At 62.6% G+C, this 24,448-nt stretch carries 23 protein-coding genes and 2 pseudogenes; 14 read left to right on the forward strand and 11 right to left on the reverse strand.

What is annotated here, in order from left to right; translation table 11 throughout:
- Positions 1-353: 353 nt before the first annotated feature.
- A complete protein-coding gene (locus tag AB4Y32_RS32680; RefSeq protein ID WP_368725333.1) occupies positions 354-2,021 on the reverse strand; it encodes a hypothetical protein in 1,668 nt (555 codons plus the stop codon).
- A gap of 85 nt (positions 2,022-2,106) precedes the next feature.
- On the opposite strand from AB4Y32_RS32680, the gene AB4Y32_RS32685 reads away from it, so the two are divergent.
- The 6 genes from AB4Y32_RS32685 (at position 2,107) to AB4Y32_RS32710 (ending at position 7,635) form a co-directional block, all read left to right on the forward strand.
- Entirely contained in the window at positions 2,107-2,439 is a 333-nt protein-coding gene (locus tag AB4Y32_RS32685) for a hypothetical protein (protein ID WP_368725273.1), read from the forward strand.
- Positions 2,440-3,583: 1,144 nt separating this feature from the next.
- The gene (locus tag AB4Y32_RS32690; RefSeq protein ID WP_368725274.1) at positions 3,584-4,258 is read left to right on the forward strand and encodes a hypothetical protein; all 675 of its coding nucleotides are present in this window, start codon (positions 3,584-3,586) and stop codon (positions 4,256-4,258) included.
- A 197-nt stretch (positions 4,259-4,455) separates the two neighbouring features.
- Positions 4,456-5,175: a hypothetical protein gene (locus AB4Y32_RS32695; protein WP_368725275.1), complete on the forward strand. Its 720-nt coding sequence runs from the start codon at positions 4,456-4,458 to the stop codon at positions 5,173-5,175.
- 223 nt (positions 5,176-5,398) lie between these two features.
- Entirely contained in the window at positions 5,399-6,004 is a 606-nt protein-coding gene (locus AB4Y32_RS32700) for a hypothetical protein (protein ID WP_368725276.1), read from the forward strand.
- A gap of 222 nt (positions 6,005-6,226) precedes the next feature.
- On the forward strand, positions 6,227-7,210 hold the full coding sequence (acuI, locus tag AB4Y32_RS32705; protein WP_368725334.1) for an acrylyl-CoA reductase (NADPH): 984 nt from the start codon (positions 6,227-6,229) through the stop codon (positions 7,208-7,210).
- Between the two features lie 134 nt (positions 7,211-7,344).
- Positions 7,345-7,635: a hypothetical protein gene (locus AB4Y32_RS32710; protein ID WP_368725277.1), complete on the forward strand. Its 291-nt coding sequence runs from the start codon at positions 7,345-7,347 to the stop codon at positions 7,633-7,635.
- Positions 7,636-7,762: 127 nt separating this feature from the next.
- Here AB4Y32_RS32710 and AB4Y32_RS32715 read toward each other — a convergent pair whose 3' ends face one another.
- Together AB4Y32_RS32715 and AB4Y32_RS32720 are read right to left on the reverse strand one after the other, a co-directional pair.
- Positions 7,763-8,296 (reverse strand): hypothetical protein, encoded by a 534-nt coding sequence (locus AB4Y32_RS32715; protein WP_368725278.1) that lies wholly within the window; start codon positions 8,294-8,296, stop codon positions 7,763-7,765.
- A gap of 81 nt (positions 8,297-8,377) precedes the next feature.
- Positions 8,378-9,058, reverse strand: coding sequence for a J domain-containing protein (locus AB4Y32_RS32720; protein ID WP_368725279.1), 681 nt, complete (start codon positions 9,056-9,058; stop codon positions 8,378-8,380).
- 342 nt (positions 9,059-9,400) lie between these two features.
- Here AB4Y32_RS32720 and AB4Y32_RS32725 point away from each other — a divergent pair, with 342 nt between their 5' ends.
- The 4 genes from AB4Y32_RS32725 (at position 9,401) to AB4Y32_RS32740 (ending at position 13,396) form a co-directional block, all read left to right on the forward strand.
- Positions 9,401-10,894: an esterase-like activity of phytase family protein gene (locus AB4Y32_RS32725; RefSeq protein ID WP_368725280.1), complete on the forward strand. Its 1,494-nt coding sequence runs from the start codon at positions 9,401-9,403 to the stop codon at positions 10,892-10,894.
- Positions 10,895-11,076: 182 nt separating this feature from the next.
- Positions 11,077-11,862: a Pr6Pr family membrane protein gene (locus AB4Y32_RS32730; RefSeq protein WP_368725281.1), complete on the forward strand. Its 786-nt coding sequence runs from the start codon at positions 11,077-11,079 to the stop codon at positions 11,860-11,862.
- Positions 11,843-12,160, forward strand: coding sequence for a high-potential iron-sulfur protein (locus AB4Y32_RS32735; RefSeq protein WP_368725282.1), 318 nt, complete (start codon positions 11,843-11,845; stop codon positions 12,158-12,160). Before AB4Y32_RS32730 ends, AB4Y32_RS32735 begins: the two co-directional genes overlap by 20 nt.
- Positions 12,161-12,310: 150 nt before the next feature.
- Positions 12,311-13,396, forward strand: a complete 1,086-nt coding sequence (locus tag AB4Y32_RS32740; protein ID WP_368725283.1) for a porin — start codon at positions 12,311-12,313, stop codon at positions 13,394-13,396.
- A 578-nt stretch (positions 13,397-13,974) separates the two neighbouring features.
- Here AB4Y32_RS32740 and AB4Y32_RS40755 read toward each other — a convergent pair.
- Together AB4Y32_RS40755 and AB4Y32_RS32750 are read right to left on the reverse strand one after the other, a co-directional pair.
- A pseudogene (locus tag AB4Y32_RS40755) lies at positions 13,975-14,532 on the reverse strand (cardiolipin synthase B); the annotation flags it as partial.
- A gap of 89 nt (positions 14,533-14,621) precedes the next feature.
- Positions 14,622-14,885, reverse strand: a complete 264-nt coding sequence (locus AB4Y32_RS32750) for a hypothetical protein (RefSeq protein WP_368725285.1) — start codon at positions 14,883-14,885, stop codon at positions 14,622-14,624.
- Here AB4Y32_RS32750 and AB4Y32_RS32755 point away from each other — a divergent pair.
- Complete coding sequence (locus tag AB4Y32_RS32755) at positions 14,884-15,030, forward strand: hypothetical protein (RefSeq protein ID WP_368725286.1); 147 nt, start codon at positions 14,884-14,886, stop codon at positions 15,028-15,030. The two genes, AB4Y32_RS32750 and AB4Y32_RS32755, sit on opposite strands and share 2 nt — an antisense overlap.
- A 159-nt stretch (positions 15,031-15,189) precedes the next feature.
- Here AB4Y32_RS32755 and AB4Y32_RS32760 read toward each other — a convergent pair whose 3' ends face one another.
- Positions 15,190-15,402, reverse strand: coding sequence for a hypothetical protein (locus tag AB4Y32_RS32760; protein ID WP_368725287.1), 213 nt, complete (start codon positions 15,400-15,402; stop codon positions 15,190-15,192).
- 454 nt (positions 15,403-15,856) lie between these two features.
- The gene (locus AB4Y32_RS32765; RefSeq protein WP_368725288.1) at positions 15,857-16,705 is read right to left on the reverse strand and encodes a mechanosensitive ion channel family protein; all 849 of its coding nucleotides are present in this window, start codon (positions 16,703-16,705) and stop codon (positions 15,857-15,859) included.
- 268 nt (positions 16,706-16,973) lie between these two features.
- On the opposite strand from AB4Y32_RS32765, the pseudogene AB4Y32_RS32770 reads away from it, so the two are divergent.
- Both AB4Y32_RS32770 and AB4Y32_RS32775 read left to right on the forward strand, forming a co-directional pair.
- A pseudogene (locus AB4Y32_RS32770) lies at positions 16,974-18,264 on the forward strand (MFS transporter).
- 153 nt (positions 18,265-18,417) lie between these two features.
- Entirely contained in the window at positions 18,418-18,855 is a 438-nt protein-coding gene (locus AB4Y32_RS32775; RefSeq protein ID WP_439899873.1) for a hypothetical protein, read from the forward strand.
- 43 nt (positions 18,856-18,898) lie between these two features.
- Here the strand turns inward: AB4Y32_RS32775 and AB4Y32_RS32780 are convergent, their stop codons facing one another.
- Entirely contained in the window at positions 18,899-19,129 is a 231-nt protein-coding gene (locus tag AB4Y32_RS32780; RefSeq protein ID WP_087735271.1) for a hypothetical protein, read from the reverse strand.
- 119 nt (positions 19,130-19,248) lie between these two features.
- On the opposite strand from AB4Y32_RS32780, the gene AB4Y32_RS32785 reads away from it, so the two are divergent.
- Entirely contained in the window at positions 19,249-19,434 is a 186-nt protein-coding gene (locus AB4Y32_RS32785) for a hypothetical protein (protein ID WP_368725290.1), read from the forward strand.
- Between the two features lie 259 nt (positions 19,435-19,693).
- Here the strand turns inward: AB4Y32_RS32785 and AB4Y32_RS32790 are convergent, their stop codons facing one another.
- The 3 genes from AB4Y32_RS32790 to AB4Y32_RS32800 all read right to left on the reverse strand — a co-directional run bounded on the left by AB4Y32_RS32790 (position 19,694) and on the right by AB4Y32_RS32800 (position 24,343).
- Positions 19,694-20,992: an MFS family transporter gene (locus AB4Y32_RS32790; protein WP_087735273.1), complete on the reverse strand. Its 1,299-nt coding sequence runs from the start codon at positions 20,990-20,992 to the stop codon at positions 19,694-19,696.
- Positions 20,993-21,338: 346 nt separating this feature from the next.
- Positions 21,339-23,075 (reverse strand): SpoVR family protein, encoded by a 1,737-nt coding sequence (locus AB4Y32_RS32795; protein ID WP_368725291.1) that lies wholly within the window; start codon positions 23,073-23,075, stop codon positions 21,339-21,341.
- On the reverse strand, positions 23,072-24,343 hold the full coding sequence (locus AB4Y32_RS32800) for a YeaH/YhbH family protein (RefSeq protein WP_342937100.1): 1,272 nt from the start codon (positions 24,341-24,343) through the stop codon (positions 23,072-23,074). The genes AB4Y32_RS32795 and AB4Y32_RS32800 overlap by 4 nt, the downstream gene beginning before the upstream one ends.
- Between the last annotated feature and the right edge of the window lie 105 nt (positions 24,344-24,448).

Genomic DNA, 24,448 nt, shown 5'->3' on the forward strand with positions numbered 1-24,448 from the left:
TGTGAGACTCGATTACTTTTGCCTTCGGCAATTCCGGAAAATCGCCGCGCGCCGTCATCGAGCACCCACATCTGTCGGCTGTTAGTTTTTAAAGAACATTCGCTAAAAGCTGCTGCTTTTTCGCGTCCCCGTCGTTTGGAGAGGCCGAATTATGCGGGGGGCCATAGGGCCTGTCAAGAGCTTATTTTGTGTCACCTTAAAAAAGTTTCGGCACCACTTTCTTAGGCACACCGCACTCTCCTCGCATTCGCAAAGTACAGACGAAAAAACGCGCGGGACAACCGCGCGTTTTTCATATGTACTGCCGATAGCGCAAGCAAGCCGAAGCAAGCCGTCCGCATACACGACACAAATCAGGAGCCGAGGTAACCCGGCGGCGGATTCACGTTGCTCTTAGCGACACTCGCATTGTTCGACACAACATAGACAGGTGCTTCCGTGAGATTCAGCTTCAACGTGCCGTCCGTGTAGTTCATGGTCATCGGGTTGCCCATCATGTCGATCACCTTGACCGTACCGCTCGTACCCGGTGCATCCACGACGAGGTTATACGCAACGCTATACGTCGAACTGAAGCCCGCACTCGCATTCCACACGTTATTGCTGTGCGTCCACAAAGCTGTGATTACCGAACCATTGTTGACCTGTTGGAACGAGTACGCATAGACACCCGACGGCGTGTTCTTCACAGGACCGAGCGTGTCGGTGCCGTCGAGCATGCGCGTCATCGCGCTCATCACCATGGCAGCCGGCTTCGGACTGATGTTGGTCGCACCAAACGAGCCTTGAGCATTCGACAGATCGAAGAACGTGCCGTATCCCACTTCATCTGGATAGTCCGCGCCGTAAAACACGTACGAGACATCAGCGCCTTCGCCGAGGAGGATGATGTGCGTGCGCGCCACCACCGCGCCCTGCGCAAACAGAACGTTACCCGTCGGGTAGTTCGGGCCGTACGACGAGCCGAGGTCGTAGCTAATGCCGACTTCCGTCTGATACAGTTTCATGCCCGAGCGGTACTGGTTCAACATCGTCGTGCGCAGCGTGCGTATCGAGTTGTTGAGTGCGTTCGCAGCCGTCGCCGGATCGGGATCGGTCGCGAGACGCTCAGGCGGATGTGAAGGAGAAGTGCCCGCATCGTAGTAGCCGTGCGTCGCGACACCGTCGATGTATTTGCCAAATCCAAGCGATGCAATACGTTGCAGCCGCCCGTTCGTGAGACTCGGGAACGCATCCGTCGGCCCCATTACGATCGCGTTCGGGTCGGTCGAGTGAATGCCCTGATAGACCGACTGGTACAGCGACACGAAATTGGCATCCGTGTCAGTCCAGAACTGATTTGGCTCCCACGTTACCTGATAGAAGTTCGCAGACTGCTTCGGGAAATACTTCTGCCGGATCATGTTCGATTCGGTGCCGACACGGCTCATGTAGTTCTGCAAGTACGACATGTCCTTCGGCAGCGTCATGAAGTCCTGGAACGCACCCGTCGTAGATGCCCAGCCCGGCAGGCCATCGAGACGGATGAGGCGCATCACGTTACCCGTCGTATAGAACGAATCGAGGTTGCTGGCCGACGGATTGAAGGTATTCGGACCGTTCGGCTCCATCGTCGACATCTGGCGATCGTCGATTGTCTGCGTGATGCCGAGGCCTGCAAGCACCGCTGCGCGGTCGTTCGCACCCTGCATGCCGAAGCGGTGCTGCTCCTGCTTCGTATAAGTGACGGCGGGCACGACGCTCGACAGGTCGGGAATCACCCCAAACGTTGCAATGCCCGTGGGACGCGTACCCGCTTGCGGCAGAGCACCACCCGCCGCCTTCAGGCTCGCGGACACTGCGAAATAACCCGCGAGCGTCGACTTGCATGTGAGTGTCGTTTGCGACGCGCCGCCCGGCACATCAAAGCTTCCGCTTGCCGCGACCCGGCCCGCCGTATCGGCAATCGACCAGTTGAGGGTATCCGCATTGCCCGCGTTCGTCGTGAATGCGAGCGGAAAGCTCGCTCCCGACGCGAACATGCGCGTGCCGTCGCTGCTGGGCGTGTCCGCGGAAATCTGCGTGCCGCCCGCTGCTGCGCCCGCCTTTACGGGCGAGGCGCAACTGATGCCGCCCACCGTATTTCCGTTGGCCGTCGCATTGGCGGCGGACGCTCCCGGCTGCTGGGAAACGCTGTTCGTCGATGCACTCGTGGAGCCCGTGCTTGTGGATGCCGCGTCGCTGCCGCCGCCACCGCCGCCGCAGCCCGCGAGAAGAATTGCTATTGAAGAGGAAACAAGAAGGGAATTGACTTTCATGAAGTGCGAATGGGCGATCGAAATCCGTCCGAAAACACCTGGCAAAAATGCCCGAATGCGGACGCTGGATTTCAGGGTTGGCTTTCTTGCACGCCGAGTCGTTCTTACTTCGCCGACTACAGGTGCGATGCGGTGCCGGTAATTTTCGAGCGACGCATTTCCTGCATGCCCGCCGCTTCTTCCCGCGCGAGTGAGGCCGTGCTCAACCGGTTGCAACCAGATGTAACTGCAAGCTGGAATATGGCCATTGCGGGCCATCAGGCGTATGAACGCGGATACGGCGTAGCATTTAAGCCAGATATCCGTCCGCCGTGCCATTCAGGCGTCACACAAAATCATCGTGACGCTGACTCCGTTTTGCCAGGCCGAATGCTACCGAATGGGAGCGCTTACGTCTGCCGAAAGGGGGTAACACTTTGTAACGTATGAGGATTTATGAGGCCAACTTGCAGGCATGCACCGATGCAGTGATAAGGGACATATTAACGCGTGCTTTCGTTACGCCGCGATGCGGTTGAATTTACCCAACGCTTTCAGGCATCTATGAACGAGAGTCGCTATTGGCGCAAAAGCACTAGCGGATTTATCATCATTTATTTTTTATTTTTTAAAGATCGAACATTACCTCGGCACTTCATTTCGATGTGATTTTCCATTCGTCGACTTAGCCGTTTCAATCTTCATATCTATTCCGCAGCAGAAAGCCGCGTAATTCATCACGACCACTGCATGAATTCATTCCTTCACGCACAAACAACTTTTTTTGAAACCAATTGCGGACTTTCATTGACCTATTGATCAAGCTGACACATATTGCACACAGACCATTGCGATCACGCGAGAAGTATCGCGCCGTGACCTGGCCACGTCCTGCACACAATGGTTGCCAACGAGAAGAATGTGCGATGCCGTCTGCAATGCCGGCATGGGAGTCCACCATGGACACGATACGCAAGCGTCCAGCGATGCCGCACGAGCAATGCGACAAGACGCCGGAGACGAACCTTGTGGTGCAGCGCGACCTTCCTGCGCGCCCACTCGACCTGCTGTTTCCCCTCGACGCTTCAGCGCCTGACACTCCCACACCTCCGTCAACGGACGGGGCGCGCGCCCTACAGTCCACGCCTTCGCCACTCTTCCGGCGTGTTGCGCCGAGACCACGCCGCCTTGCTGCCCCTGCGTCAGTGGGAACACCGGACTGGAGTCTGAGCGCTGGCGCAGCCGTTGTGCTGCTCGGCTTCGCGATTGCGTTCGGGACATACGTTACGTTGACGCAACGCGACGCCATGCAAAGCCGTTTGCGACGCATCGTGAGCCAGAATGAACTGCGGGCGGCTTCACATCACGATCGCCCGACGATCGGAGAACGCACCCAGGAACTCGCGCGCACCTTGCGCGAGCAGATCGAGGCGCTGCGCAGTCTCGATGTCGCGGACGCTGCCGCGATTGCAGGCACTGCAGCCATCCCGCCTGCTGACGCGCGCAGCAGCACGCTCGCAAGCAGCGCGCCGAGCCTGCCATCCCGATCGGCGCCGCCCGCCTCCAACAAGACATCCCCGACCCAGCTCGCCGCGAAACCGCTTGCACCTCCGTTGCCTCAACCTGCGCCGCGCGCGCATCAGGCCGCAAGCACCGAGCCAACGCGCGCGCGCGTTGTGACAACGGCACCACACGATCACAAGCTGAGTGCGAAGCCCGCCAATCCCGAGTGCGGGGCACGCTCGCCGTGTGCCCCGTCGACGGCAGAAAGCTCGCGCAAGCCCGTCAAGACGACAACGGCCGTAGCGCCGCAGCAGGACGTCAAGGCACATACTGCCCCCGTGCGAAACGTCGCGGCAAAAGCGCCCGCGGCACCTGCGCCGCACGTCGCGCCTCCCACCGTGCAAGCCTATGTGCAGCCCGATAGTGGCCCCGCAGCGCCTCCCGCCAGCGACAACGGACAGCTCTATCGCCAGCACTAGATGTTGTCGGGCGCGGCCACTCATCGGCGCGGTCGACGAACAATTGCACTCATCTGGCGGAAATAGACGAAGCAATGTCGTCCCATCCCGCGCCGACGTCCTTACGACGGAAGGATTGGGCGCGTAGTGAAGAAGAAGCGCGCGCCTCTCGCGCGCACTGGGCAAATGCTCGCCGAAACGACGCTCACGCTCGATCTATGTGGTCGACGGCAACGGCACATTCGGCTCGACGCTCGACGCTCGACGCGAACGGATTCCCCGTCGACAGCAACTTCGGCGACTCGTTCATGAAGCTCTCGTCGAGCCCGCTCAAAATCACCGACTACTTAGCGCCGATCGACGTCATGCAGCACGCGAACAACGATAACGACTTCGGCTCCCGTGGTGCGATGCGGTTGCCAGACCCGACGACAGGGAACGGCATCGTCAGGCATCTCGCCGTCGCGGCAGGCAGGGTCAACAGGATCTATGTCGTCGATCGCGACTCGATGGACAAGTTCAGTCGGGTGCTCACGGGCACGCTGGCGGGCGGCATATGGGGCTCGCCCGTCTATTTCAACGGCGCCGTGCACTACGGCGGACTGAACGACAACATCAAGGCGCAGCTCGTCACGATCGCGATGCTCGCGGCGGCGGCCTCGTCGAAGAGCCCGACGACATTCGCCTATCCGGGCACCGTCCCGGCGATCTCGGCGAACGGAACGTCTAGCGCCATCCTGTGGGCCGCCGAAAACGGCACCACGGGCGCGCTGCATGCATGCGACCAACCAATCTCGCCCGCGAGTTCTATAACAGTAATCAGGCCGGCACGCGCGACCAGTAGGGGAGCCAACAAGTTCACCACACCGATGATCTCGCGCGGCAAGGCCGATGTCGGCGCGACGAACGGCGTCGCCATGTTCGGGCTGCGGGAATGATCACACTGTGACGTATAACGCGCTGCAGCACGGAAATTGGCGACGAATGGCGTGCTTCTGGCGTGCCTCGCCGCTGCAACGCGATATGCTGGAATAGCAACCTTTCGGCTTGCGATGGCCTGACGGCCGCACTTGCCATGGCTCACAACGTGGCTTCACGCGCGTTTCGCGCCGCGAATCCGCGCCGACAAGATCAATACTTCGCCAGGGAGTCCGCTCGCCCATGAGACGCTTCACCCATGCAGCAATCGCGCTGCTCTTCATCAGTGGCGCATCAGTCGCGCAGCAGCCGATGACCGTTCCCGGACGCAGTCAGAGCCCGGGACAGCAGACCATCGATTCGGCTCTGTGCTACGCAGACGCAAACAAGACGACGCACGTGAACATGGCGCGCGAGTCGCAACGTCCGCCGCCGCCCGATAAGGCCGCGCAGACACCGCCGCGTCCCATCGTTGCGCCTGTGCCCGTCAACCCGCCTCTGCCTGGCGCCATGGGGGCATCGGGCGCATCCGCTGCGGTGGCCGCTTCGGCCGCGTCCGCACCCGTCGTTGCGAGCGGCGCGACGGCCGCGAGCGGCGCCCATGTCGCGAGCGCGGCGAGCGGCGCGCCTCCCACGACGGTCGCGGCAGCGTCGGGCGCATCGGGCGCCGCGGCGGCATCCGGCGCAGCAGCACCCGGCGCCGAAGCCGCATCGGGCGCCAGCACGCCGACGCCGGCATCGCCGTCGCTGGCCGAGATGCCACCACCGCCGCCGCCCGAACCGCCGATGGTCCGCTATTGGGCCGCTTACGCGAAGTGCATGCAGCAGCGCGGCTACTACACGCGCTAGCGTGCTGACACAGACGGCGCGGCCACATCGATTCGACGAAACGCAGACGGCACGCATGCGCGCAGAACGCACGCGTGCCGTTCGCATTTCATCGCTATGCGGCGTTAGTTATCCGCATCGTTGAACGATGCGATGCGCACGCAGTATCGGGGAGTGCGGTCAAAAAACGGGCATTGGCCTAGACTTATACGCACCCGATAACACGCGAACCCAACGGACGAAATCATGAAAGGGATATTGATCGAGAAGCAGGACAGCGGCAGCCGCGCGTCCGTCACGACAATCGACGAAGCGAATCTGCCTTCCGGCGATGTGACCGTGCGAGTCGAATGGTCAACGCTCAACTACAAGGATGCGCTTGCGATCACGGGACGCTCGCCCGTCGTGCGCAGCTTTCCGATGGTACCAGGCATCGACTTCGCGGGTGTCGTCGAATCGAGCGGGCATGCGTACTGGAAAGCCGGCGACCAGGTGATCCTGAACGGCTACGGTGTCGGCGAAAAGCATTGGGGCGGTCTCGCGCAACGCGCGCGCGTCAACGGCGACTGGCTCGTGCGCACGCCCACTGCGCTGACCTTGCGCGATGCGATGGCCGTCGGCACGGCAGGCTACACCGCGATGCTGTGCGTACTCGCGCTCGAACGTCACGGCGTGACGGCCGATCAGGGCAAGGTGCTCGTCACGGGTGCGGCGGGTGGCGTCGGCAGCGTCGCGATCATGCTGCTCGCCAAGCGTGGCTATCAGGTGATCGCGTCGACGGGCCGGCCGAACGAAGCGGCCTATCTGCATGAACTGGGCGCGCGGGAGATCATCGATCGCGCGGAACTGTCCTCGCCAGGCAAACCGCTCGCGAAGGAACGCTGGGTCGCCGCGATCGATGCAGTCGGCAGTCACACGCTCGCGAATGCCTGCGCCGGCACCGCGTACGGCGGCATCGTCGCGGCGTGCGGGCTCGCGCAAGGCATGGACTTGCCCGCGTCCGTCGCGCCCTTCATTCTGCGCGGCGTGACACTCGCGGGCATCGACAGCGTGATGGCGTCACGCGCGCGCCGCGTCGACGCATGGCAACGCATCGCACAGGACCTGAACACCGAACGCCTTGCATCGATGGTCAAGGAGATCGGGCTCGACGAAGCGCTTGCGGCTGCGCCCCATGTGCTCGACGGCAAGGTGCGCGGGCGACTCGTAGTCGACGTCAACCGATAATGTGCGAATCACGCGCGCATGCGTGCTGTAATCCGGCGTTACCTTTCTCGCAGCGCTGTAGCACCTGTGTCGCTTCTGCGCCCCTAGACTGAAGCCGTACTCAGTCACGCGCAACGATGCGCAGGGAGCAAACAATGAAGAAAGTGATGCTTGGTGCAGCTATCAGTCTGACTATGCTGGCGGCTTCGGCGGCCGCTTCCGCGCATGTCGACGTGGCCGTAGGTCTGGGCGTTCCGGGCGTGGTCGTGCCGGCTCAACCCGTGTACGCCGCGCCCGCCCCCGTCGCAGTCGGCTATGTCGATGACGACTGGCGCGCGCGTCGTGCATGGCGCGAGCATGAGTGGCGCGAACATGAATGGCGTCGCCATCAGGCGTGGCGCGAGCACGAATGGCGCGAGCATCAACGCGAGCGCTGGGGCTACTGATCGCGCACGCTGAACACGTAATACGCTGCCGCCTCGCTCGCAGTCGACACACGATCGGCTGCAGCGAGGCGGTGTCTTTTGAAGCGTCTAGTGTTCTTTCCGATGCAAAAGCGTGTGCATGGCCGCGTCACACGCCAGGCTTCCACGGCCACGACGGATACAAACGCCCGTTGCTCTCGACGCTCTCGCGCTGCGGATCGCCTGGCTCTTCTGCGCGCTCGACATCTGCTGCATCGGCCGAGCGCACGTCCGAGTCTGCAGACTCGAATGTCTGCGCGGCCGGCTGCGATTGTGCAGGCAACGCATCGCCGAACCATTCGACTTCGCGCTTCATCGCGTCGACGTAAGCACGCCAGCCTGCTGCATTGTCCGCAAACAGATTGTCGCGGACGGCGAGCGCGAGTTGCGCGTAGTCGACCTGCTCTTCGAGCAATTGGGCAGGCCACGCGGCAAACGATGCACTTGCTTGCTTCGCGAAGTCCGCGGCCTTCGTCGCGGGCGATACGGCCGCGAGCCATGCATGTGCCGCAAGGTCCGCGTGAGCGTTCAACAGATCTCCCACCGTGTGGCGCGTCGCATCGGCGGCCAGCGCCGCATCGATTGCATGCAGCGCGTCGCCGAGATGCAGGAGCAGCGCGCGTCGTTCAAAAGCGTCTTTCATCGAAACATGTCCGTGCGTAATTCCATCGCACCATTCTAAAGGGCGCGGGACACAAAACCTGTATGGCGCGCGAGCGGCGCGTCATGAGCGAATGCCGAAAAAGCCGTGCCACAGCGAATCGAAAAGACTCGCCGCGCGCGCTTCGTGCGAAGGCTTGTCGTGCTTCGCCGCAGCCGCTTGAGCTTGAGATGGCGAGCGCGCTGCGCGTTCGGCAGGCTCGGGCGAAATGTCGGAGGCATCGGACGAGTTCGACGTGTGGTCCGCATCGGCGGTCGGGTCCGAATTCGCGCTTTGATCGCCATGCTCTGCGCGCCGCGACTCCTGCAGCGCCCACACGCTGTCGGCGATACGCTGCGCTACGTCGGCATTGCAATTGCGGCCGAGCAGCACGCCGAACAGCACGTCGCGGTTGTGGCCTTCGTCGGCAAAGCGCATCGCGACGCCAACCATCTGCGCATACTCCGCCTGCGCGGCGGCCTGCGCCTTGCGCGCCCGCTCCGCCTCCTTCTCCTGTTGACGCTTGTGCAGCGCCTCCCAGCGCCGCATTTCCTGCTCATAGACCGAGTCGTAGACCTTGCGCTGGTTTTCGTCGGAGAGAAGCGCGTACGCGTCCTTGATCTCCTGGAACGCCGCGCGCGCGACGTCTTCGTGGCCGACGTTGCGGTCGGGATGCCACTTCATCGCGGCCTTCCGGTACGCCCGTTTGATCTCTTCCAAGGTGGCGTCTTGAGACACGCCAAGCTTCGCGTAAAGGGTTGCCATATCGCGTTGGATTCACGGTTTGCAGTGGACGGTCGCGTTCATCGTAGCACGCGCCCGGTCAAGCCCGAGATCGGCGAGCGGCATCGGGTGCGTCGCGATTTCATGCACCGGCATACCGATTGCGCGCGCATCGATGATGGATGCTCGTGCGAATGTGCGCCAACGCACATTGTGCGCGGTGGGTGAGCACGCGCCGTCATATGTTCGACACACGCGTCACGCACCATCGGCCCTCGGTAATGAACCAGTAACAAACCTTGCGTCCGGGTTGCATCCCTCGCTTTCACCGTTCGCACGCCCGGCGCTGCCTTCGTCACGTTGCTCCTTTCAAGGAACATTTCCGTGCTGCGCTCACGATTCTTCGCCCGCACCATGCTCGGTGCCATCGCATCGCTCGCGGCGCTTGCCGCTGCCCCTGCCGCTCATGCCACCGTTGATCTGATCGCGATCGGCAAGCTGGACGGCAATCTGCTCGACAAGTCGAACGACACGGCAGGCAAGCTCGAAAACGGCGCGCCCGGCAATCTGCTCGGCGGCATGGGCTCGGGCATTGGCTATGCAGGCTGTCACACGTTCCTCGCCGTGCCGGATCGCGGGCCGAACGCGATTTCGTATAACGCGGCCATCGACGACACCGCGTCGTACATCAATCGCTTCCAGACGCTGCGCCTGCATCTGAAGGAAGCGCCGAAGGGTTCGTCGCTGCCGTTCACGCTGACGCCGAGGCTCCTCGACACGACGCTGCTGCACACGTCCGATCGTCTCGTCTATGGCACGGGCGCCGAGTACGGCGTGCCGAACGGCGCACCGAAACTCAACAGCCAGAACCATACGAACTACTTCACGGGACGCTCAGACAACTTCGATCCCGCGCACCTGTCGACGTATCCGCTCGACGCCCGCTTCGATCCCGAAAGCATCCGCGTCGCGAACGATGGCGACAGCGTGTTCATCTCCGACGAGTACGGCCCCTACGTGTACCGCTTCGACCGCAAGAGCGGCCGCCGCATCGCGACGTACAAATTGCCCGACACCTTCGCCGTATCGACGCTCTCGCCTGTCGGCAACGACGAGATCAGCATGAACACGTCGGGCCGCGTGGCGAACAAGGGCATGGAAGGCCTCGCGATTTCTCCGGACGGCACTACGCTCTTCGGCGCGATGCAAAGCCCGCTGATCCAGGACGGCGGCACGAGCGGCGCGTACACGCGCATCGTGAAGATCGATATCCGCACGGGCCGCACGACGCAGTACGCGTACCCGCTCACGAACATCGGCACGACGGCCAAGCCGAAGTATCCGACGATCAGCGACGTGCTCGCCATCAACGATCATGAGTTGCTGATGGACGAGCGCGACGGCAAGGGTCTCGGCGACGATTCGACGGCCGCGTTCAAGCAGGTCTTCCGCATCGACCTGACGGGCGCGCAAGACGTGAGCCAGGCGAGCAGCCAGAGCGGCCTCGCACCCTATGCGCTGAAGAAGACGCTGTTCCTCGATGTCGTCGCAGCGATGACTTCGCATGGCTACAAGGCGACCGACATTCCGGCGAAGCTCGAAGGCCTCGCGTTCGGCCCGGACGTGACGGTGGGCGGCGTGAAGAGGCACACGCTCTTTATCGCGAACGACAACGACTTCCTCGCGACCGTCACCGACACGAACCATCCGTCGGGCATCGCGAATCCGAACCAGTTCTTCGTGTTCGCCATCGATCGCGCTGATCTGCCTGACTATGTCGCGCAGCGTCTGCCGGGCGTGTCGAACGACGATCATGGCCGCGGTGACGTGTGCGGCCGCGACGACGATGACGACCAGGGCCACGATCAACGACCATGACGGCCAGGTCACTAACCACAGCTGATCACAGTCACTAATCACTGACATTCACGATCCGGGTTCCTGCGTCCCCTGACGGACGTTGAGATGGGCCGGCAGCGGCGATCCGCGTGCCGGCTCTCTTTTTGCCCTCGACACATCGAGTCTCAGCACGCGCCGCTTCACGCGTATAGAATCGACGCATGAAGAAGCCCGCGTCCACAGGCTCGCCGTCCGCCATTGTTGCAGCGGCCGAGCCCGAACTGCCGCTCTCTGCGCCGAGTGTTGCCTCGGTTGCGCTGGCCGCGTCGATCGCGTTGATCGCATGGTGCGCGTTCGCAGCGCAAACGGACATCACCGTGCACCGGATGCTCACGCGCGGCTTCGGCGTGATCGGCGGCATCGAGCGGCTCACCAGCTATCTCACCAATCTGACGATCTTCGCGTGCGCGCTCTGCTTCACGTGCGTCGGATCGTTCAACCAGCGCATCCGCGCGCCCTTTATGCCCTTGGTCCGCTTCTTCCGCAAGCCGACTGTCGTGACGGCAGTGACCGTGTATATCGTGTTCGTCGGCATCGCGTACAACCTGTTGCTGCGCCATCACTGGACGCCGTCGGGCTGGCGCGTCCTCCTCAACGAAAGCCTGCATACGATCGTGCCCTTGCTCGCCGCGCTGTACTGGATGCTGTTCGTGCCGCGCTTTCATCTGACGCTGCGCCATCTGCTGTGGTGGCTCGTGTATCCGCTCGGCTATCTCGCGCTGACGATGTTGCGCGGCGCGTTCTCCGACTTCTACCCGTATCCGTTCATCGACGTCGGCGAACTCGGCTACGAACGCGTGATCATCAACGCGTGCCTGCTCGTGCTCGCATTCCTGATGCTGATGGCCGTGTTCGTCGCCATCAATCATCGGCGGCCGATGCCGTCGATTTCGCCTGCCCCCGTTCCTCACCCAGCGGAGAACCATCATGACAACGACCCGGCGTGAGTTCATCGTAGCGGCCAGCGGCGTCGCGGCCAGCCTGTGCGCGGCGCTCGCCTCAAGCCGCGACGCCCGCGCGGACGACAAGCTGAGCGAATCCGATCCGGCTGCGAAGGCGGTCGGCTACGTCACCGTCGCAGCGAAAGTCGACAAGGCGCGCTTCCCTAACTACAAGGCAGGACAGACGTGCAGCAACTGCTCGCTCTTTCAAGGCAACCCGACGGATGATTGGGGCGGCTGCACTATCTTTGGCATGAAACAGGTGGCAAGCGGCGGCTGGTGCGGTTCGTACACGAACATGTAGCGACGGTACGTCGCGTGAGGCTGCGCGCGTCGCATTCGGTTAGTATTCGCCCGTACCTGCTGTTGTACGCGTAAGCGGCCCGTTCGCAGACGGCGCGCCGCCCGATATCGGCGGCACGATAGCGTTGCAACCTCATAACAAGACCTGCCGATGCCTACGTCTGTCACGTCATGTCGTCCGTCGCGCCGTTTTAGGACTCGCGTATCGCATGGGCTGTTCTCGTTCGGGTCGAGCGTGCTCCGCCTTGCGCTCTTCGTTGCACCCGCTCTCGCGACATCTGCCCACGCACAAGGCTCGGTCACGCTGTACGGCCTGATCGACACCAGCATCGAAGTGACGAATCCCGGCAGCGGCTACGTTGCGCGCATGGACTCCGGCGCCTGGCGCGGCACGCGTGTCGGGCTGCGCGGCAGCGAGCCGCTCGGCGACGGCAACAGCCTGATTTTCACGCTCGAAAACGGCTTCGATTCATCGAGCGGCGAGTTCTCCGTGCCGGGCAGCATCTTCAACCGGCAGGCATGGGTCGGCGCGCACGGTGCGTGGGGCGAGTTGCGCCTCGGGCGCCAGTACTCGCCGATCTATATCCCGTTCAAAGGACAGCTTGATGCGTTCGGCGCGGGCACGATCGCGTCGGGGTTAAACAACCTGTCGAAGATCACGCCGTACACCGACAACGCGCTCGCCTACCTGTCGCCGACCATCTGGGGACTCAGCGCGACGGGCATGTATGCGCTGCGCGATCCCGGCGACGGCAATGGGATCGGCGGGTATTACGTGACGGCCGACTGGGCGCTCGGCCCCATGAAACTCCTTTACGCGCATCAGCAGACGCATGGCAGCGGCGCGCTGCGCGCGAACTTCGCGGGCGCTTCTTACCGGTGGGGCACGTTGACAGGCTATGTCGCGTACTTCAACGGCGATGGCGGCACGCCTCGCTATCACGACGATGGCCTGTCGCTGTCCGCGTCGTGGCAGATCACGCCGCAGGCCAGCGCGTCGCTCGGCTATGCGCATGCGCGCGACCGCAGCGGCGGCAACAACGATGCCGACCAGTTCAGCTTCATGTTCGACTATCAGCTGTCGAAGGCACTGTCGCTGTATCTGAGCGCCGCCGACCTGGAGAATCGCGGCGAAGCCACATTCACGCTGCGCGGCGTCAATGTGGTGGGCCTGCCCGTCGCCTATCCGGGCGCGCCTGTGCGCGGGGTGCAGGTCGGGATGATCGAGCGGTTCTAGCGCGGAGCAGTATTTTGCATTGAACTATCGTGCCTCCTGCCGATGCTCGCGGTAGATGGCACATGCATTGCGGATTTAGACGGTGTATCGAACCGCACTCACGAGAACCGCACGATGAACCTGCACCAGACTGCTTTTCCCTTTTTCGTCTATCCGGTCAGCCAGCGGCTGCACACGCCGACGCCGCCCGACGTCGATCCCGATCCGGCGCCGGACGACGACCCCGATCCGGGCCCTGACTCGCCGCCCATTCCCGAGCGCGAGCCCGACCGCGTGCCGCCTGCCGAAGAGCCGCCCGCGGGAGATCCGCCCAAGCGCAACCCACCGATGCACACCGGCTGGGCAACGCCTCACCGAGCTTCCCGAACGACACGCGCCGCCGCGCGTCAAAGCTGCGGATCGAGCAGCGACACGACGCGGACGCGGTCGACGACTATCTCCATCCATGGCCGCCGCTTCCAGTCGTCGAGCGTTACGCGCTTCGACTTCGCGAGATCGTCGGCGAAGATCTGCGTCTGACGACGCGCGAATGCTTCATCGTAGAGATAGAGATTGAGGTTCGCCTCGAGTGCATCTCGTCCCGTCCATTCCTGCGCAATGCCGGCACCACCTGTAAAGCGGATGCGTCCGTCGATGACGAGCAGTTTGCGGTGCGTGGGGTCGTTCATGCGACCAAGTCCGGTCCAGTGCGGCTTGTGGAACTGAATCAGTTCTGCGCCTGCCTCCTCGAGCATGCGCGGATAGCGCTTGTCCATCTTCTGCGAGCCGACCCAGTCGAGCAACACATGCACTGAAATGCCTCCACGCGCCTTCTCCGAAAGCACGACCGTGATCCGCTCGCCGATCGCGCCGGACAGTAGATGAAAATTTCGAACGTGATGGTCTTCCGAGCGCTCGCGATGCCTTCGAGCATCGACGGAAAGATCTCGTCGCCTTTGAGGAGCGCCTCGAAGCGGTTGCCGGATACGACGGGCGGCCCGAGCAGCAGGCCTATCGAGCGGATGAACTGGGGACCGTGGCTACCGTACGGACGCTCGATCTTCTGCTCGATCTCTTCTTTTCGCCTGTCGCGACAGATTGGCGATCACGAGCACGACGACGAGCGTGACGACGGCCGTGAGCGGTATCGTCAGCATACGCCGCGTTCAGCGGTGTTCAGCTTGGGAAACGCGCGCCGCAGAGCAAAGCTGCAACGGCGCGCAAGAGAGGATGCACTGGACCTGCACTACCAGTCCGGGTTGTTTACTTCCTGGCGATAGCCATAGAGGTTGTTCAGCAGGCGATAAGGGCGTCCGCCTTCCTGCATCGCTTCGCGCCAGCCGCATAGCGTCGCGAGCGAATCGGTATGCAGCACCGCGTAGGGCTTGCCGACCGTGCCGCCACCCGTCGTCGCACCGGGAAAAAGCTCGATGGCGTCGTCGTCGACCGTGAGCAGCATGCGTATGTCTGCTTGCAGAATCTGCATTTCATACTGGGAAGCAGGTGTCATGGCGCGTCTCCTTGGTGCATCGGAATCGTTCTGGACCGTGGATGCCGACCTGCGGATCGACGGGCTGGCGAAGACGGTTTTCGAAGAATCGGGCTTCGCGTCGCTTACGACGCACGAAGCCCAGCCGCTATTTGCAAGCAAATGACATTCCCGATGCAGATTCGAGGCGGCGCGCGGGTGAAGCGTGATGGCCGCTCGGCGATTTGAAAAAAGCGCCAACGGTGGGAGTGAAAATTACGCGCCGCTGCTCGCTGGCCTCGGCCGAGAGGCGCGCCAGCGCATAGCGGGAATCAGCGTCAAGGAGTCAGTCTAGGGGAAGCTGATCACAGGAGTTGGTCGTCGTCGATGCACAGATGAACGAGTAGTCGCCGCTCCAGCGCACGGCAGTGGCGCTGGCGTGCACGGCGTCCTGGAAGTCCGGCGACGTTTCCCATGCGATATAGCCGGAACACAGCACGGCGGACATCACGACCAGCGAGAAGGCGATTTTTTCGAAGATCTGAAAACGGGGCGGCATGGCATCTTTTCCTTTGACGCCACATTTTACCTCAATACTAGGGGTTTCTACCTAGATCAATTACGGCTTTGCAACATGCCCCATGTTCGTCCGCGCGCGGACGCCTCCCGCTGTCGCCCGACATGGGGCGACAGCGGTACCGCAGTCCGCATGATTCTCACACTAGATGCCTCGATCCACTCCGGCTAACCGGCTGTCGGCGAAGCAGCGCGTAACGGCGAGCACATGCGCCAGCAAGCGATGCAATTTTCTTCGACTGGAACGAATGGATCGGCCGGAATTTTTATTCGGTGTGTGCGGACGAATGCCGCTCCCGACGGACGGTCACAATGAAGCCGCCTGCATGCGCATCGCAAGGCAGCATGTCACGACGGTCACGACAGCGTCGTGGCGCGAAATGCAGTAAAGGTCATGCCCGCGCGGCGGCGTGCATCATGCGTAACGCGTTGCCGGTTCATGCATGCGCCCATGCTTGCCCGCTCCTCGTGGCTGCCTGCCGCGCGACCTTGAAGCCCGCTTCTTCAAGCACGGTTCGCGAGCGCTCGCGGAAATCGTCTGCAGCCAGTTGCGCATCGGCTCCGCTCACCCACACGGCAATGCGCAGTGCCGCGCCGTCACCCTGCGTATAGTCCGACGCCGTGACCATCGGCGCGAGCGTCGTGCCGCCCAGCACACGGGGGTCGTCCGCGATCAACTTCTTCAGTGCGTCTATTGCGCCCGCCACGTCCTGGCGCTGCGCAATCCCGACTTCCACCTCGATGCGCTGCGTCCCGCCGCTGGAGTAATTGATGACGGGATTGCTCCAGATCTGGCTGTTCGGCACGAAGACGGCATTGCCGTCGCTGCGTTCGATACGCGTCGTGAATAGACCCACTTCGCGCACGATGCCCGCTGTCGCGCCCGTGCCTTCGATCACATCGCCGGCACGAAACGGTCGCAGCAAAAGCAACATAATGCCGGCTGCAATATTTTGCAGCGTGCCCTGCAGCGCGAGACCGATGGCGAGGCCGGCAGCGCCGAGCACGGCCAGCACGCTCGCTGTCGCGACACCGACTTCGCTCAGCGCCGCGAACAGCACCAGCACGCGCACGGACCAGGTGCCGATTGCATTGATCATCGGCGCGAGCGTCGGGTCCGCACGCGTGCGGGACAGTCCCTTTGACAGCAGCGTGCCAATCCGATTGGACACCCACCAGCCGACGATCAGGATCAGGATCGCCACAGCCGCATGCATCAGATCGTGCGTGAGCGTGACGACCAGCGAGGGTTGCAGGTGAAATACGCGAGTGAGCAAATCATCCATGGTTGTATTGCAGTTCGATGGGGATTGGACGTGACGCCGACGCGGCGCAAGAAGGCAATGTCGACACGATGTCGGAGTAAGGCCGAAGCTCACGCCATCCGGCGCGAAACGGCAAGCGCGAGCGACTTGCTCTACACTGGCGGCCCGACGATGCCTTGGCTCGACACATCGTTGCGTCGAGCTTCTTTCAACTGCGTGTGCAATTGCGGTGCCTGACGGGCGACGCACACGCGACGGCCCGTTATATGGGACGCCAATTGATTCAGCGATGAAAACACCGCTCGCCGGCAACAACGGCCAGGAGACCTTCGACACACTCGTCGGCGAAACCAGTCGCGAACCCGAAATCAGCCTGCCGCGTCAGACGCCATTCCAGCGTTTCTGGTGCACGCGCGTGCTGTCGTCGCTGTCGTTTCAGATGCTGGCCGTCGCGATGGGCTGGCATATCTATGCACTCACGCATAGCGCGTTCGCGCTCGGCCTCGTCGGCCGATGTTCGTGCTGACGCTCGTCGTCGGCCAGGTAGCGGATCGCTACGACCGGCGGCGCATCGCGTCCATCTGCCAGGGGCTCGAATGCGCAGCCGCCGCGCTGTTCGCGTGGAGCACGTTCGGCGGCTGGATGAGCGCGCCCGTGATTTATGTGCTCGCCGCATGCGTCGGCGCGGCGCGCGCCCATTCGAATCCCCTGCCGTCGCGTCGCTGTTGCCGGGCGTCGTGCCGCGCACGCAGCTGTCGCAGGCGACGGCCTGGGCCACGTCCGCGAACCAGGCCGCACAGATCGGCGGCCCGGCGCTTGGCGGTCTGCTCTACGGCATCGGTCCGGGCGCCGCGTATCTCGCGTGCACGTTGTCGTTCGCGCTCGCGTCCGCCGCCGTCGGCACGATCCCGCTGCGCACGAAGCCGATGCCGCGCGCGCCCGTCACGCTCGAATCCGTGTTCTCCGGCGTGCGCTTCATCCGCAGCCAGCCTGTGATATTCGGTGCGCTGTCGCTCGATCTGTTCGCCGTGCTGTTCGGCGGCGCAACCGCGCTGCTGCCTATCTTCGCGCGCGACGTGCTGCATGCCGGGCCGCTCGGGCTCGGCCTGCTGCGTTCCGCGTCGGCCGTCGGCGCGCTCGGCGGCACGATCTGGCTCGCGCATTTTCCACTGCGCGAGCGGCCGGGCGCGGCCATGTTCGGCGGCGTAATCGCGTTCGGCATCGCGACGCTCGTGTTCGGGCTGTCGCATTCGTTCATCGTGTCGATGCTGGCGTTGATGGCGCTCGGCGCGTCGGATGTGATCAGCGTGGTCGTGCGCCTGTCGCTCGTGCAACTTCGCACGCCCGACGACATGCTCGGCCGCGTGAGCGCGGTCAACTCGCTGTTCATCGGCACGTCGAATCAGCTCGGCGAATTCGAGTCCGGCGTGACCGCGGGCTGGTGGGGCGCGCAAACGGCCGTGCTCGTCGGCGGTTGCGCGACCATCGCGATCGCGCTGCTGTGGATGCGGCTCTTCCCCGAATTGCGCCGCACGCGCACGCTTGAACGCGAAGAACATGGCGGTGCTGCCGGCGCATGAGGCGGATGCGTACCGATCGGAGCACATAATGCGCAGCCAGGCGCGTCGATTGCATGTTCGCTGGACAGATCGGCTGCGAAAGAAAGGTACGGTACGGCCATCCATCCCGACGTCAAGGAGACGCAGATGCGCCACACACAACGCTATCATCGAATGCCCGCGCTTCGTCGAATCAGTGCGATCGCAGTCGTTGCGATAGCCGCGCTGGGTCCGCTAACCGTTCGCGCCGACGATGCGCCTAACCCTTGCGCCGCGCTCAAACGCATCGTCGCAGCCGCGCCGACGGGATTTTCGCAACTGACGCCCGACGACGGCAAAGGTGTCGCGCAGCCGTACGGCAACGACGCGCAATGCGGCGCGACAAATGGCAGCTACGAATGCATGTGGACGCCGAACGAAGGCGCGGGATCGAGCACGACGGCATTGCAGGCGGTCGCCGCGGACATCGCGTCATGCTTGCCCGACGCGACGCACGACGTGAACTCGCCGGCACGCCAGCACTTCTACATCGGACCACGCGATGCGCGCACGCAGATCACCGCGATGCCCGCCGGCGCGAGCAAGCTGAAACTGGTCGTGTCGGGCAAGTAGCGCGGCATCCGCGCGGCGCGATTACGCGCCGCGCGATCGCGCACTATTGCGTTCGATACCAGACGCGAATCCCCGAATACCAGTGGCTCACGCTCGTATCGTCGCCGGAGCCGAAAGTCGACAGGCTCTCGACGTTGATCACGTCGATGTTGTGCTCCGCAATCCACGCATTCGCGCGATCGACGAGCGCGGCTGCGTTTTCGTACACGTGCCCTCGAATCACGTGGCGTTGCATGACTTGCCGTTCGAAATCCTGGAACGCGATCTTGCTCATGTGTCGTCTCCGCTGGTCAGGCTGTTCTTGATATGGGCGCCCTCGCGAAAGAGTCTAGCAATGGCGGGACGGGAGCGGCAATTGCTCGCTTAAAGGCGGCTATTGAAAGGGAGCGTCTCATGAGCAGCGAAAAGCAACGCACGGGAACCACGAGTCCGGGCAGCGACGTCCAACATCCGAAGCACCCCGTCCACAGCGATAACGAAAAGAGCAAGATGCCCGAGCGCGACGACGCCGGCCGCAAGCAGTCGCCAGCCGATCATCCGGGCAAAAAGCCGGGCGAAGGCGAGCCCTCCGTCGGCTGAAGCAGGAGTAAGCGCGCGGCGAGAATCATTCGCCGCAAAAAGTACGACGGCCGTCTGGGTACGTTCGCGATGCGCGGCTCTACTACCACCTGTCGCTAATCGCGCGCGCGTTCATCACGATGAGGCGGCGCGGTGTGCCGCCTTCCGCGCCGAAGTACCCGTAAAGCACAGTCGCGAAGTACCGGCGCGACCATAAGAAAACGGCTCTGTTAATCGAACAGAGCCGCTTGTTGCGTCACATCGGGTCAAGCCGGGCGCATCACGGCTCGTTGCGCAGGTACCCTACCTTCGACGGATCGCGCATGCGGAACGACACGAGACCCGCAATCGCGCACATCGCCGTGACGTACCAGTAGAACGACGATTCGCTGCCCGCCTGCTTGAGCCACAGCGCGACGTATTCCGCCGAGCCGCCGAAGATCGCATTCGCCACGGCATACGACAGGCCGACGCCGAGCGCGCGCACTTCCGGCGGGAACATCTCGGCCTTGATCAGGCCGCTGATCGACGTATAGAAGCTGACGATGGCAAGCGCGGTCACGACGAGCGCGAATGCCGCGACGGGACTCGTCACATCCTTCAGCGCATGCAGCAGCGGCACGGTGCCGATCGTCGCGAAGAAGCCAAACAGCAGCATCGAGTTGCGGCGGCCGATGCGATCCGACAACGCGCCGAACAGCGGCTGCATCACCATGTACACGAACAGAGCGGCCGTCATCACGTTGCTCGCCGTCTTCGCATGCATGCCCGCCGTGTTGACCAGGTACTTCTGCATGTACGTCGTGAACGTGTAGAAAATCAGCGAGCCGCCTGCCGTGAAGCCGAGCACGGTGAAGAACGCGCCCTTATGCTGCCACATCCCGCGCAGCGTGCCTGCTTCCTTGCGCTGACGCATTTCGGCCGTCGTCGTTTCGTCGAGCGAGCGGCGCAGATACAGCGCGACCAGCGCCGACAATGCGCCGACCACGAACGGAATCCGCCAGCCCCATGCCTTCAGTTCTTCCGTCGTCAGCACTTGTTGCAGGATCACGAGCACGAGCAGCGCGAACAACTGGCCGCCGATCAGCGTGACGTACTGGAACGACGCGAAGAAGCCGCGGCGTCCCTGGAGCGCAACTTCACTCATATACGTTGCGCTCGTGCCGTACTCGCCGCCCACGGACAAGCCCTGGAACAGGCGCGCAACCAGCAGCAGCAAGGGCGCGAGCGCGCCGATCTGCGCATAGGTGGGCACGACGGCGATCACGAGCGAGCCGCCGCACATCATGAACACCGACACCATCATTGCGAAGCGCCGGCCACGCTTGTCGGCGAGACGCCCGAAGAACCAGCCGCCGATCGGGCGCATCAGGAAGCCCGCCGCGAACACGCCCGCCGTGTTCAGCAGTTGCGCCGTCGTGTCGCCCTTCGGAAAGAACGCGGGCGCGAAGTACAGCGCACAAAACGAGTAGACGTAGAAATCGAACCACTCGACGAGGTTGCCCGATGAGGCGCCGACGATCGCGAAGATGCGTCGCCGGGTGTCGCTGGGGGTGAATACGGTCGTGGTGTCGGTCATGCTGGTGTCGGTCCCTTCTGATAGGTTTTAGCGGTCGTAACGCCGCCTTGTCTTGCGCTGAAGCCGATTTGCAGCGGGGCTTCCGTCCCGTTGCAATCGGGTTTCCGCACGCGTGCGAGATTGTAGAAAAACGTAAGCTTTGACGCGGTCGGTATCTTAACGGATATCCATGGATAACGGCGCATGGACGCGCATCTGAAGCGTCGAGCCATGCGTGGCCTCGCGGCCCGCGAGCGCAAGCGCCCTGCGTGTGTCGCGCGCACAAAAAAGCCAGCCCGAAAGCTGGCTTTCATCACGATCGTTGCGCGGGCAGTCAAACGCGCGTCAAAAGCTCGTCAAACGCCCATCAAACTCGAATGGCGGGCGCCGTATAGCGGCACTCGTAGCGCTTTCTGACCGTCCCGTTTTCGTCGACGCTTTCCAGGTACACGTCGAACTGCCACAAGCGCGCCATGTGCTTGAGCACTTCGTCGCTGTCGCTCGACAGATGCCGGTTGTCGCTCATGAAGTGGCGCAGCGTGAGACTGCGGTCGCCGCGCGTATTCACGGAATACACCTGGATGTTCGGCTCGCGATGATGCATGTCGTACTGCCGCGACAACGCCTGGCGCACATATTGATAGCCGCTGTCGTCGTGAATCGCGGAGACTTCGAGCGCATCGCGCATGTCGTCGTCGAGCACCGAGAAGAGCCGCATTTCGCGGATCAGATGCGGCGACAGGTACTGCGCGACAAAACTCTCGTCCTTGAAATTGCGCATCGCGTAGTGCATCGCCTGCAGCCACGGACTGCCCGCGAGTTCGGGGAACCACTTGCGGTCCTCTTCCGTCGGGTTTTCGCAGACGCGCCGAATGTCGCTCATCATCGAAAAGCCGAGCGCGTACGGATTGATGCCGCTGTAGTACGGCTTCGTGACGGGCGGCTGATAGACGACGTTGCTGTGCGAATGGAGGAACTCCATCATGAAGCCGTCTTCGAGCTTGCCTTCGTTGTACAGCGTATTGAGCAGCGTGTAATGCCAGAACGTGGCCCAGCCTTCGTTCATCACCTGCGTCTGACGCTGCGGATAGAAGTACTGCCCGATCTTGCGCACGATGCGAATGACTTCGCGCTCCCACGGCTCCAGCAGCGGCGCGTTCTTTTCCGCGAAGTACAGCAGGTTTTCCTGCGGCTCCGGCGGATAGCGCTCTTCCACTTCTTCGGGCAACGGCGTGTGGCGCGTCGGCAGCGTGCGCCACAGTTCGTTGACCTGCGACTGAAGATACGCTTCGCGTTCGCGGCGCGCTGCGAGTTCCTTCTGCAGCGACAGCTTCTGCGGACGCTTGTAGCGGTCCACACCGTAGTTCATCAGCGCATGGCACGAGTCGAGCAGTTCCTCGACGCGGTCGAGCCCATAACGCTCCTCGCATTCCGCGATGTAGTTCTTCGCGTAGACGAGGTAGTCGATGATCGCATGCGCATCCGTCCACAAGCGGAACAGATAGTTGCCCTTGAAGAAAGAGTTGTGGCCATAGGCCGCGTGCGCGATGACGAGCGCCTGCATCGTCATCGTGTTCTCTTCCATCAGATACGCGATGCACGGATTCGAGTTGATGACGATCTCGTACGCGAGGCCCATTTGCCCGCGTCGATAGCTCTTTTCGGTAGCGAGAAAATGCTTGCCGAACGACCAGTGCCGGTAGTTGACGGGCATGCCGACGGACGCGTACGCGTCCATCATCTGTTCGGCGCTGATCAGTTCGAGCTGGATCGGATAGACATCGAGTTCATATTGCTCCGCAACATGTGCGATATGAGTGTCGTACTCCTCGATCAGTTCGAAGGTCCAGTCGGACGGACACGGCAACGGCCTTCTGTCGGCAACGTTCATACGGACTTCCCTTTGTCCTTCGGTGGGCGCCCCGGTGGGTCCTCGTGCTGCAGCTGCGTCAGGCGCTACGCCTGCCCCGGCATCGGGCGCACGCGTATCCTTCACGTGCGCCGTGTTCGCCTCGGCATGCCCGGCCTCGCTTCGCTTCGGCACGCCTTTACGACGCTCGGGCTGATACCCGCGCGCCTCGTTGTGCAAGTGGCGAGTCGTCATGCCGCTTCCACCTGCTTCTCGAACAGCTCACGGAACACTGGATAGATATCCGCAGCCGTCTCGACTTTCTTCATGGCCAGATGCGGCACCATTTGCGCAAGCTGTGCATATTCGAGCCACAGGTTCTGCTCTTCAGGCGTCACCTGAATGTACGCAAAATACCGCACCTTATCGAGAATGTCATCCGAGAGGATCTTGCGGCATTTCGGCGAGTCGTCGGTCCAGTTGTCGCCATCCGAAGCCTGTGCGCCATAAATGTTCCATTCAGTCGGCGAGTAGCGTTCGTCGAGAATCTTCTGCATCAGTTCGAGCGCGCTCGATACGACCGTGCCGCCGCTTTCCGTCGAATGGAAGAACGTGTCTTCGTCGACTTCTTCGGCCCGCGTGTGGTGCCGGATGAACACCACTTCGATCTTCTCGTAGTTCCGCTTGAGGAACAGATACAGCAGGATGAAGAAGCGCTTCGCGAGATCCTTGCGCTGCTCGTCCATCGAACCCGACACATCCATCAGACAAAACATCACGGCCTGACTCGACGGTTGCGGCTGCTTCACGCGGTTCACGTAACGCAGATCGAACGGGTCGATAAACGGAATGCGCCAGATGCGGCCGCGCAAATGGTGGATGTCCTCTTCGAGCAGCTTGATCTCTTCGCGACGGTCGGCGGGGTCCGCCTTCATCTCTTCGAGTTGCTTTTCGAGCTCGTGCAATTCGTTGACGAGCGGCGCTCCGAGCGCGATGCGCCGGCCCAGTGCGCTGCGCAACGAACGCACGACGTCGATGTTGTTCGGCGTGCCCTCCGCCGCCCAGCCCGCGCGGATGCTCTTCCACGTCGGCACGGCGAGCAGATGCGTTTTGACGAGACGCGGCAATTCGAGGTCGTCGAAGAAGTACTGCATGAATTCTTCGCGGCTCAGTTCGAAAACGAAATCGTCCTGCCCTTCGCCTTCGTTGCTCGCGCTGCCGCCTCCGCCACTGCCGCCGCCCCCTTGCGGGCGGGGTATCTTGTCGCCGCGTATGTAGTCGGCGTTACCCGGGTGCACCATTTCGCGCCTGCCGCCCGGACCGTGCCGGAACGACGGCTCGGCGATGTCCTTGCGCGGAATCGTGATGCTCTGGGTGTTTTGAATGTCCTTGATACTCCGGTCGCGCACCGCTTCGGACACTGCGCGACGAATATATCCCTTCACGCGACGCAGAAAGCGTTCGCGGTTTGCAATGCTCTTGTTCTTGCCTGCCAGCCTGCGGTCGATGATTTGATGAAGCACATCCGGTCTCCCGCTCCGATTTGGAATACGCGGGGCGCAAGTTGCGCATGCAATGTTATGTCCATGCGGCTTGCGCCTCGCAGGAGGCCCGCGCCAACCGGGTGA

It is taken from the genome of Paraburkholderia phymatum, assembly GCF_040965635.1.
Classification (GTDB): domain Bacteria; phylum Pseudomonadota; class Gammaproteobacteria; order Burkholderiales; family Burkholderiaceae; genus Paraburkholderia; species Paraburkholderia phymatum_B.

What these genes read in the sequence shown, in the direction of transcription:
- AB4Y32_RS32790 (WP_087735273.1), bottom strand. Translation starts at nt 20,992, where the DNA reads ATGACCGACACCACGACCGTATTCACCCCCAGCGACACCCGGCGACGC.
- AB4Y32_RS32730 (WP_368725281.1), top strand. Translation starts at nt 11,077, where the DNA reads ATGAAGAAGCCCGCGTCCACAGGCTCGCCGTCCGCCATTGTTGCAGCG.
- AB4Y32_RS32720 (WP_368725279.1), bottom strand. Translation starts at nt 9,058, where the DNA reads ATGGCAACCCTTTACGCGAAGCTTGGCGTGTCTCAAGACGCCACCTTG.
- AB4Y32_RS32735 (WP_368725282.1), top strand. Translation starts at nt 11,843, where the DNA reads ATGACAACGACCCGGCGTGAGTTCATCGTAGCGGCCAGCGGCGTCGCG.
- AB4Y32_RS32760 (WP_368725287.1), bottom strand. Translation starts at nt 15,402, where the DNA reads ATGCCGCCCCGTTTTCAGATCTTCGAAAAAATCGCCTTCTCGCTGGTC.
- AB4Y32_RS32695 (WP_368725275.1), top strand. Translation starts at nt 4,456, where the DNA reads ATGTGGTCGACGGCAACGGCACATTCGGCTCGACGCTCGACGCTCGAC.
- AB4Y32_RS32740 (WP_368725283.1), top strand. Translation starts at nt 12,311, where the DNA reads ATGCCTACGTCTGTCACGTCATGTCGTCCGTCGCGCCGTTTTAGGACT.
- AB4Y32_RS32690 (WP_368725274.1), top strand. Translation starts at nt 3,584, where the DNA reads ATGCAAAGCCGTTTGCGACGCATCGTGAGCCAGAATGAACTGCGGGCG.
- AB4Y32_RS32750 (WP_368725285.1), bottom strand. Translation starts at nt 14,885, where the DNA reads ATGACACCTGCTTCCCAGTATGAAATGCAGATTCTGCAAGCAGACATA.
- AB4Y32_RS32710 (WP_368725277.1), top strand. Translation starts at nt 7,345, where the DNA reads ATGAAGAAAGTGATGCTTGGTGCAGCTATCAGTCTGACTATGCTGGCG.
- AB4Y32_RS32715 (WP_368725278.1), bottom strand. Translation starts at nt 8,296, where the DNA reads ATGAAAGACGCTTTTGAACGACGCGCGCTGCTCCTGCATCTCGGCGAC.
- AB4Y32_RS32755 (WP_368725286.1), top strand. Translation starts at nt 14,884, where the DNA reads ATGGCGCGTCTCCTTGGTGCATCGGAATCGTTCTGGACCGTGGATGCC.
- AB4Y32_RS32795 (WP_368725291.1), bottom strand. Translation starts at nt 23,075, where the DNA reads ATGACGACTCGCCACTTGCACAACGAGGCGCGCGGGTATCAGCCCGAG.
- AB4Y32_RS32785 (WP_368725290.1), top strand. Translation starts at nt 19,249, where the DNA reads ATGAGCAGCGAAAAGCAACGCACGGGAACCACGAGTCCGGGCAGCGAC.
- AB4Y32_RS32700 (WP_368725276.1), top strand. Translation starts at nt 5,399, where the DNA reads ATGAGACGCTTCACCCATGCAGCAATCGCGCTGCTCTTCATCAGTGGC.
- AB4Y32_RS32685 (WP_368725273.1), top strand. Translation starts at nt 2,107, where the DNA reads ATGCCGCCCACCGTATTTCCGTTGGCCGTCGCATTGGCGGCGGACGCT.
- AB4Y32_RS32680 (WP_368725333.1), bottom strand. Translation starts at nt 2,021, where the DNA reads ATGTTCGCGTCGGGAGCGAGCTTTCCGCTCGCATTCACGACGAACGCG.
- AB4Y32_RS32775 (WP_439899873.1), top strand. Translation starts at nt 18,418, where the DNA reads ATGCCCGCGCTTCGTCGAATCAGTGCGATCGCAGTCGTTGCGATAGCC.
- AB4Y32_RS32780 (WP_087735271.1), bottom strand. Translation starts at nt 19,129, where the DNA reads ATGAGCAAGATCGCGTTCCAGGATTTCGAACGGCAAGTCATGCAACGC.
- AB4Y32_RS32765 (WP_368725288.1), bottom strand. Translation starts at nt 16,705, where the DNA reads ATGGATGATTTGCTCACTCGCGTATTTCACCTGCAACCCTCGCTGGTC.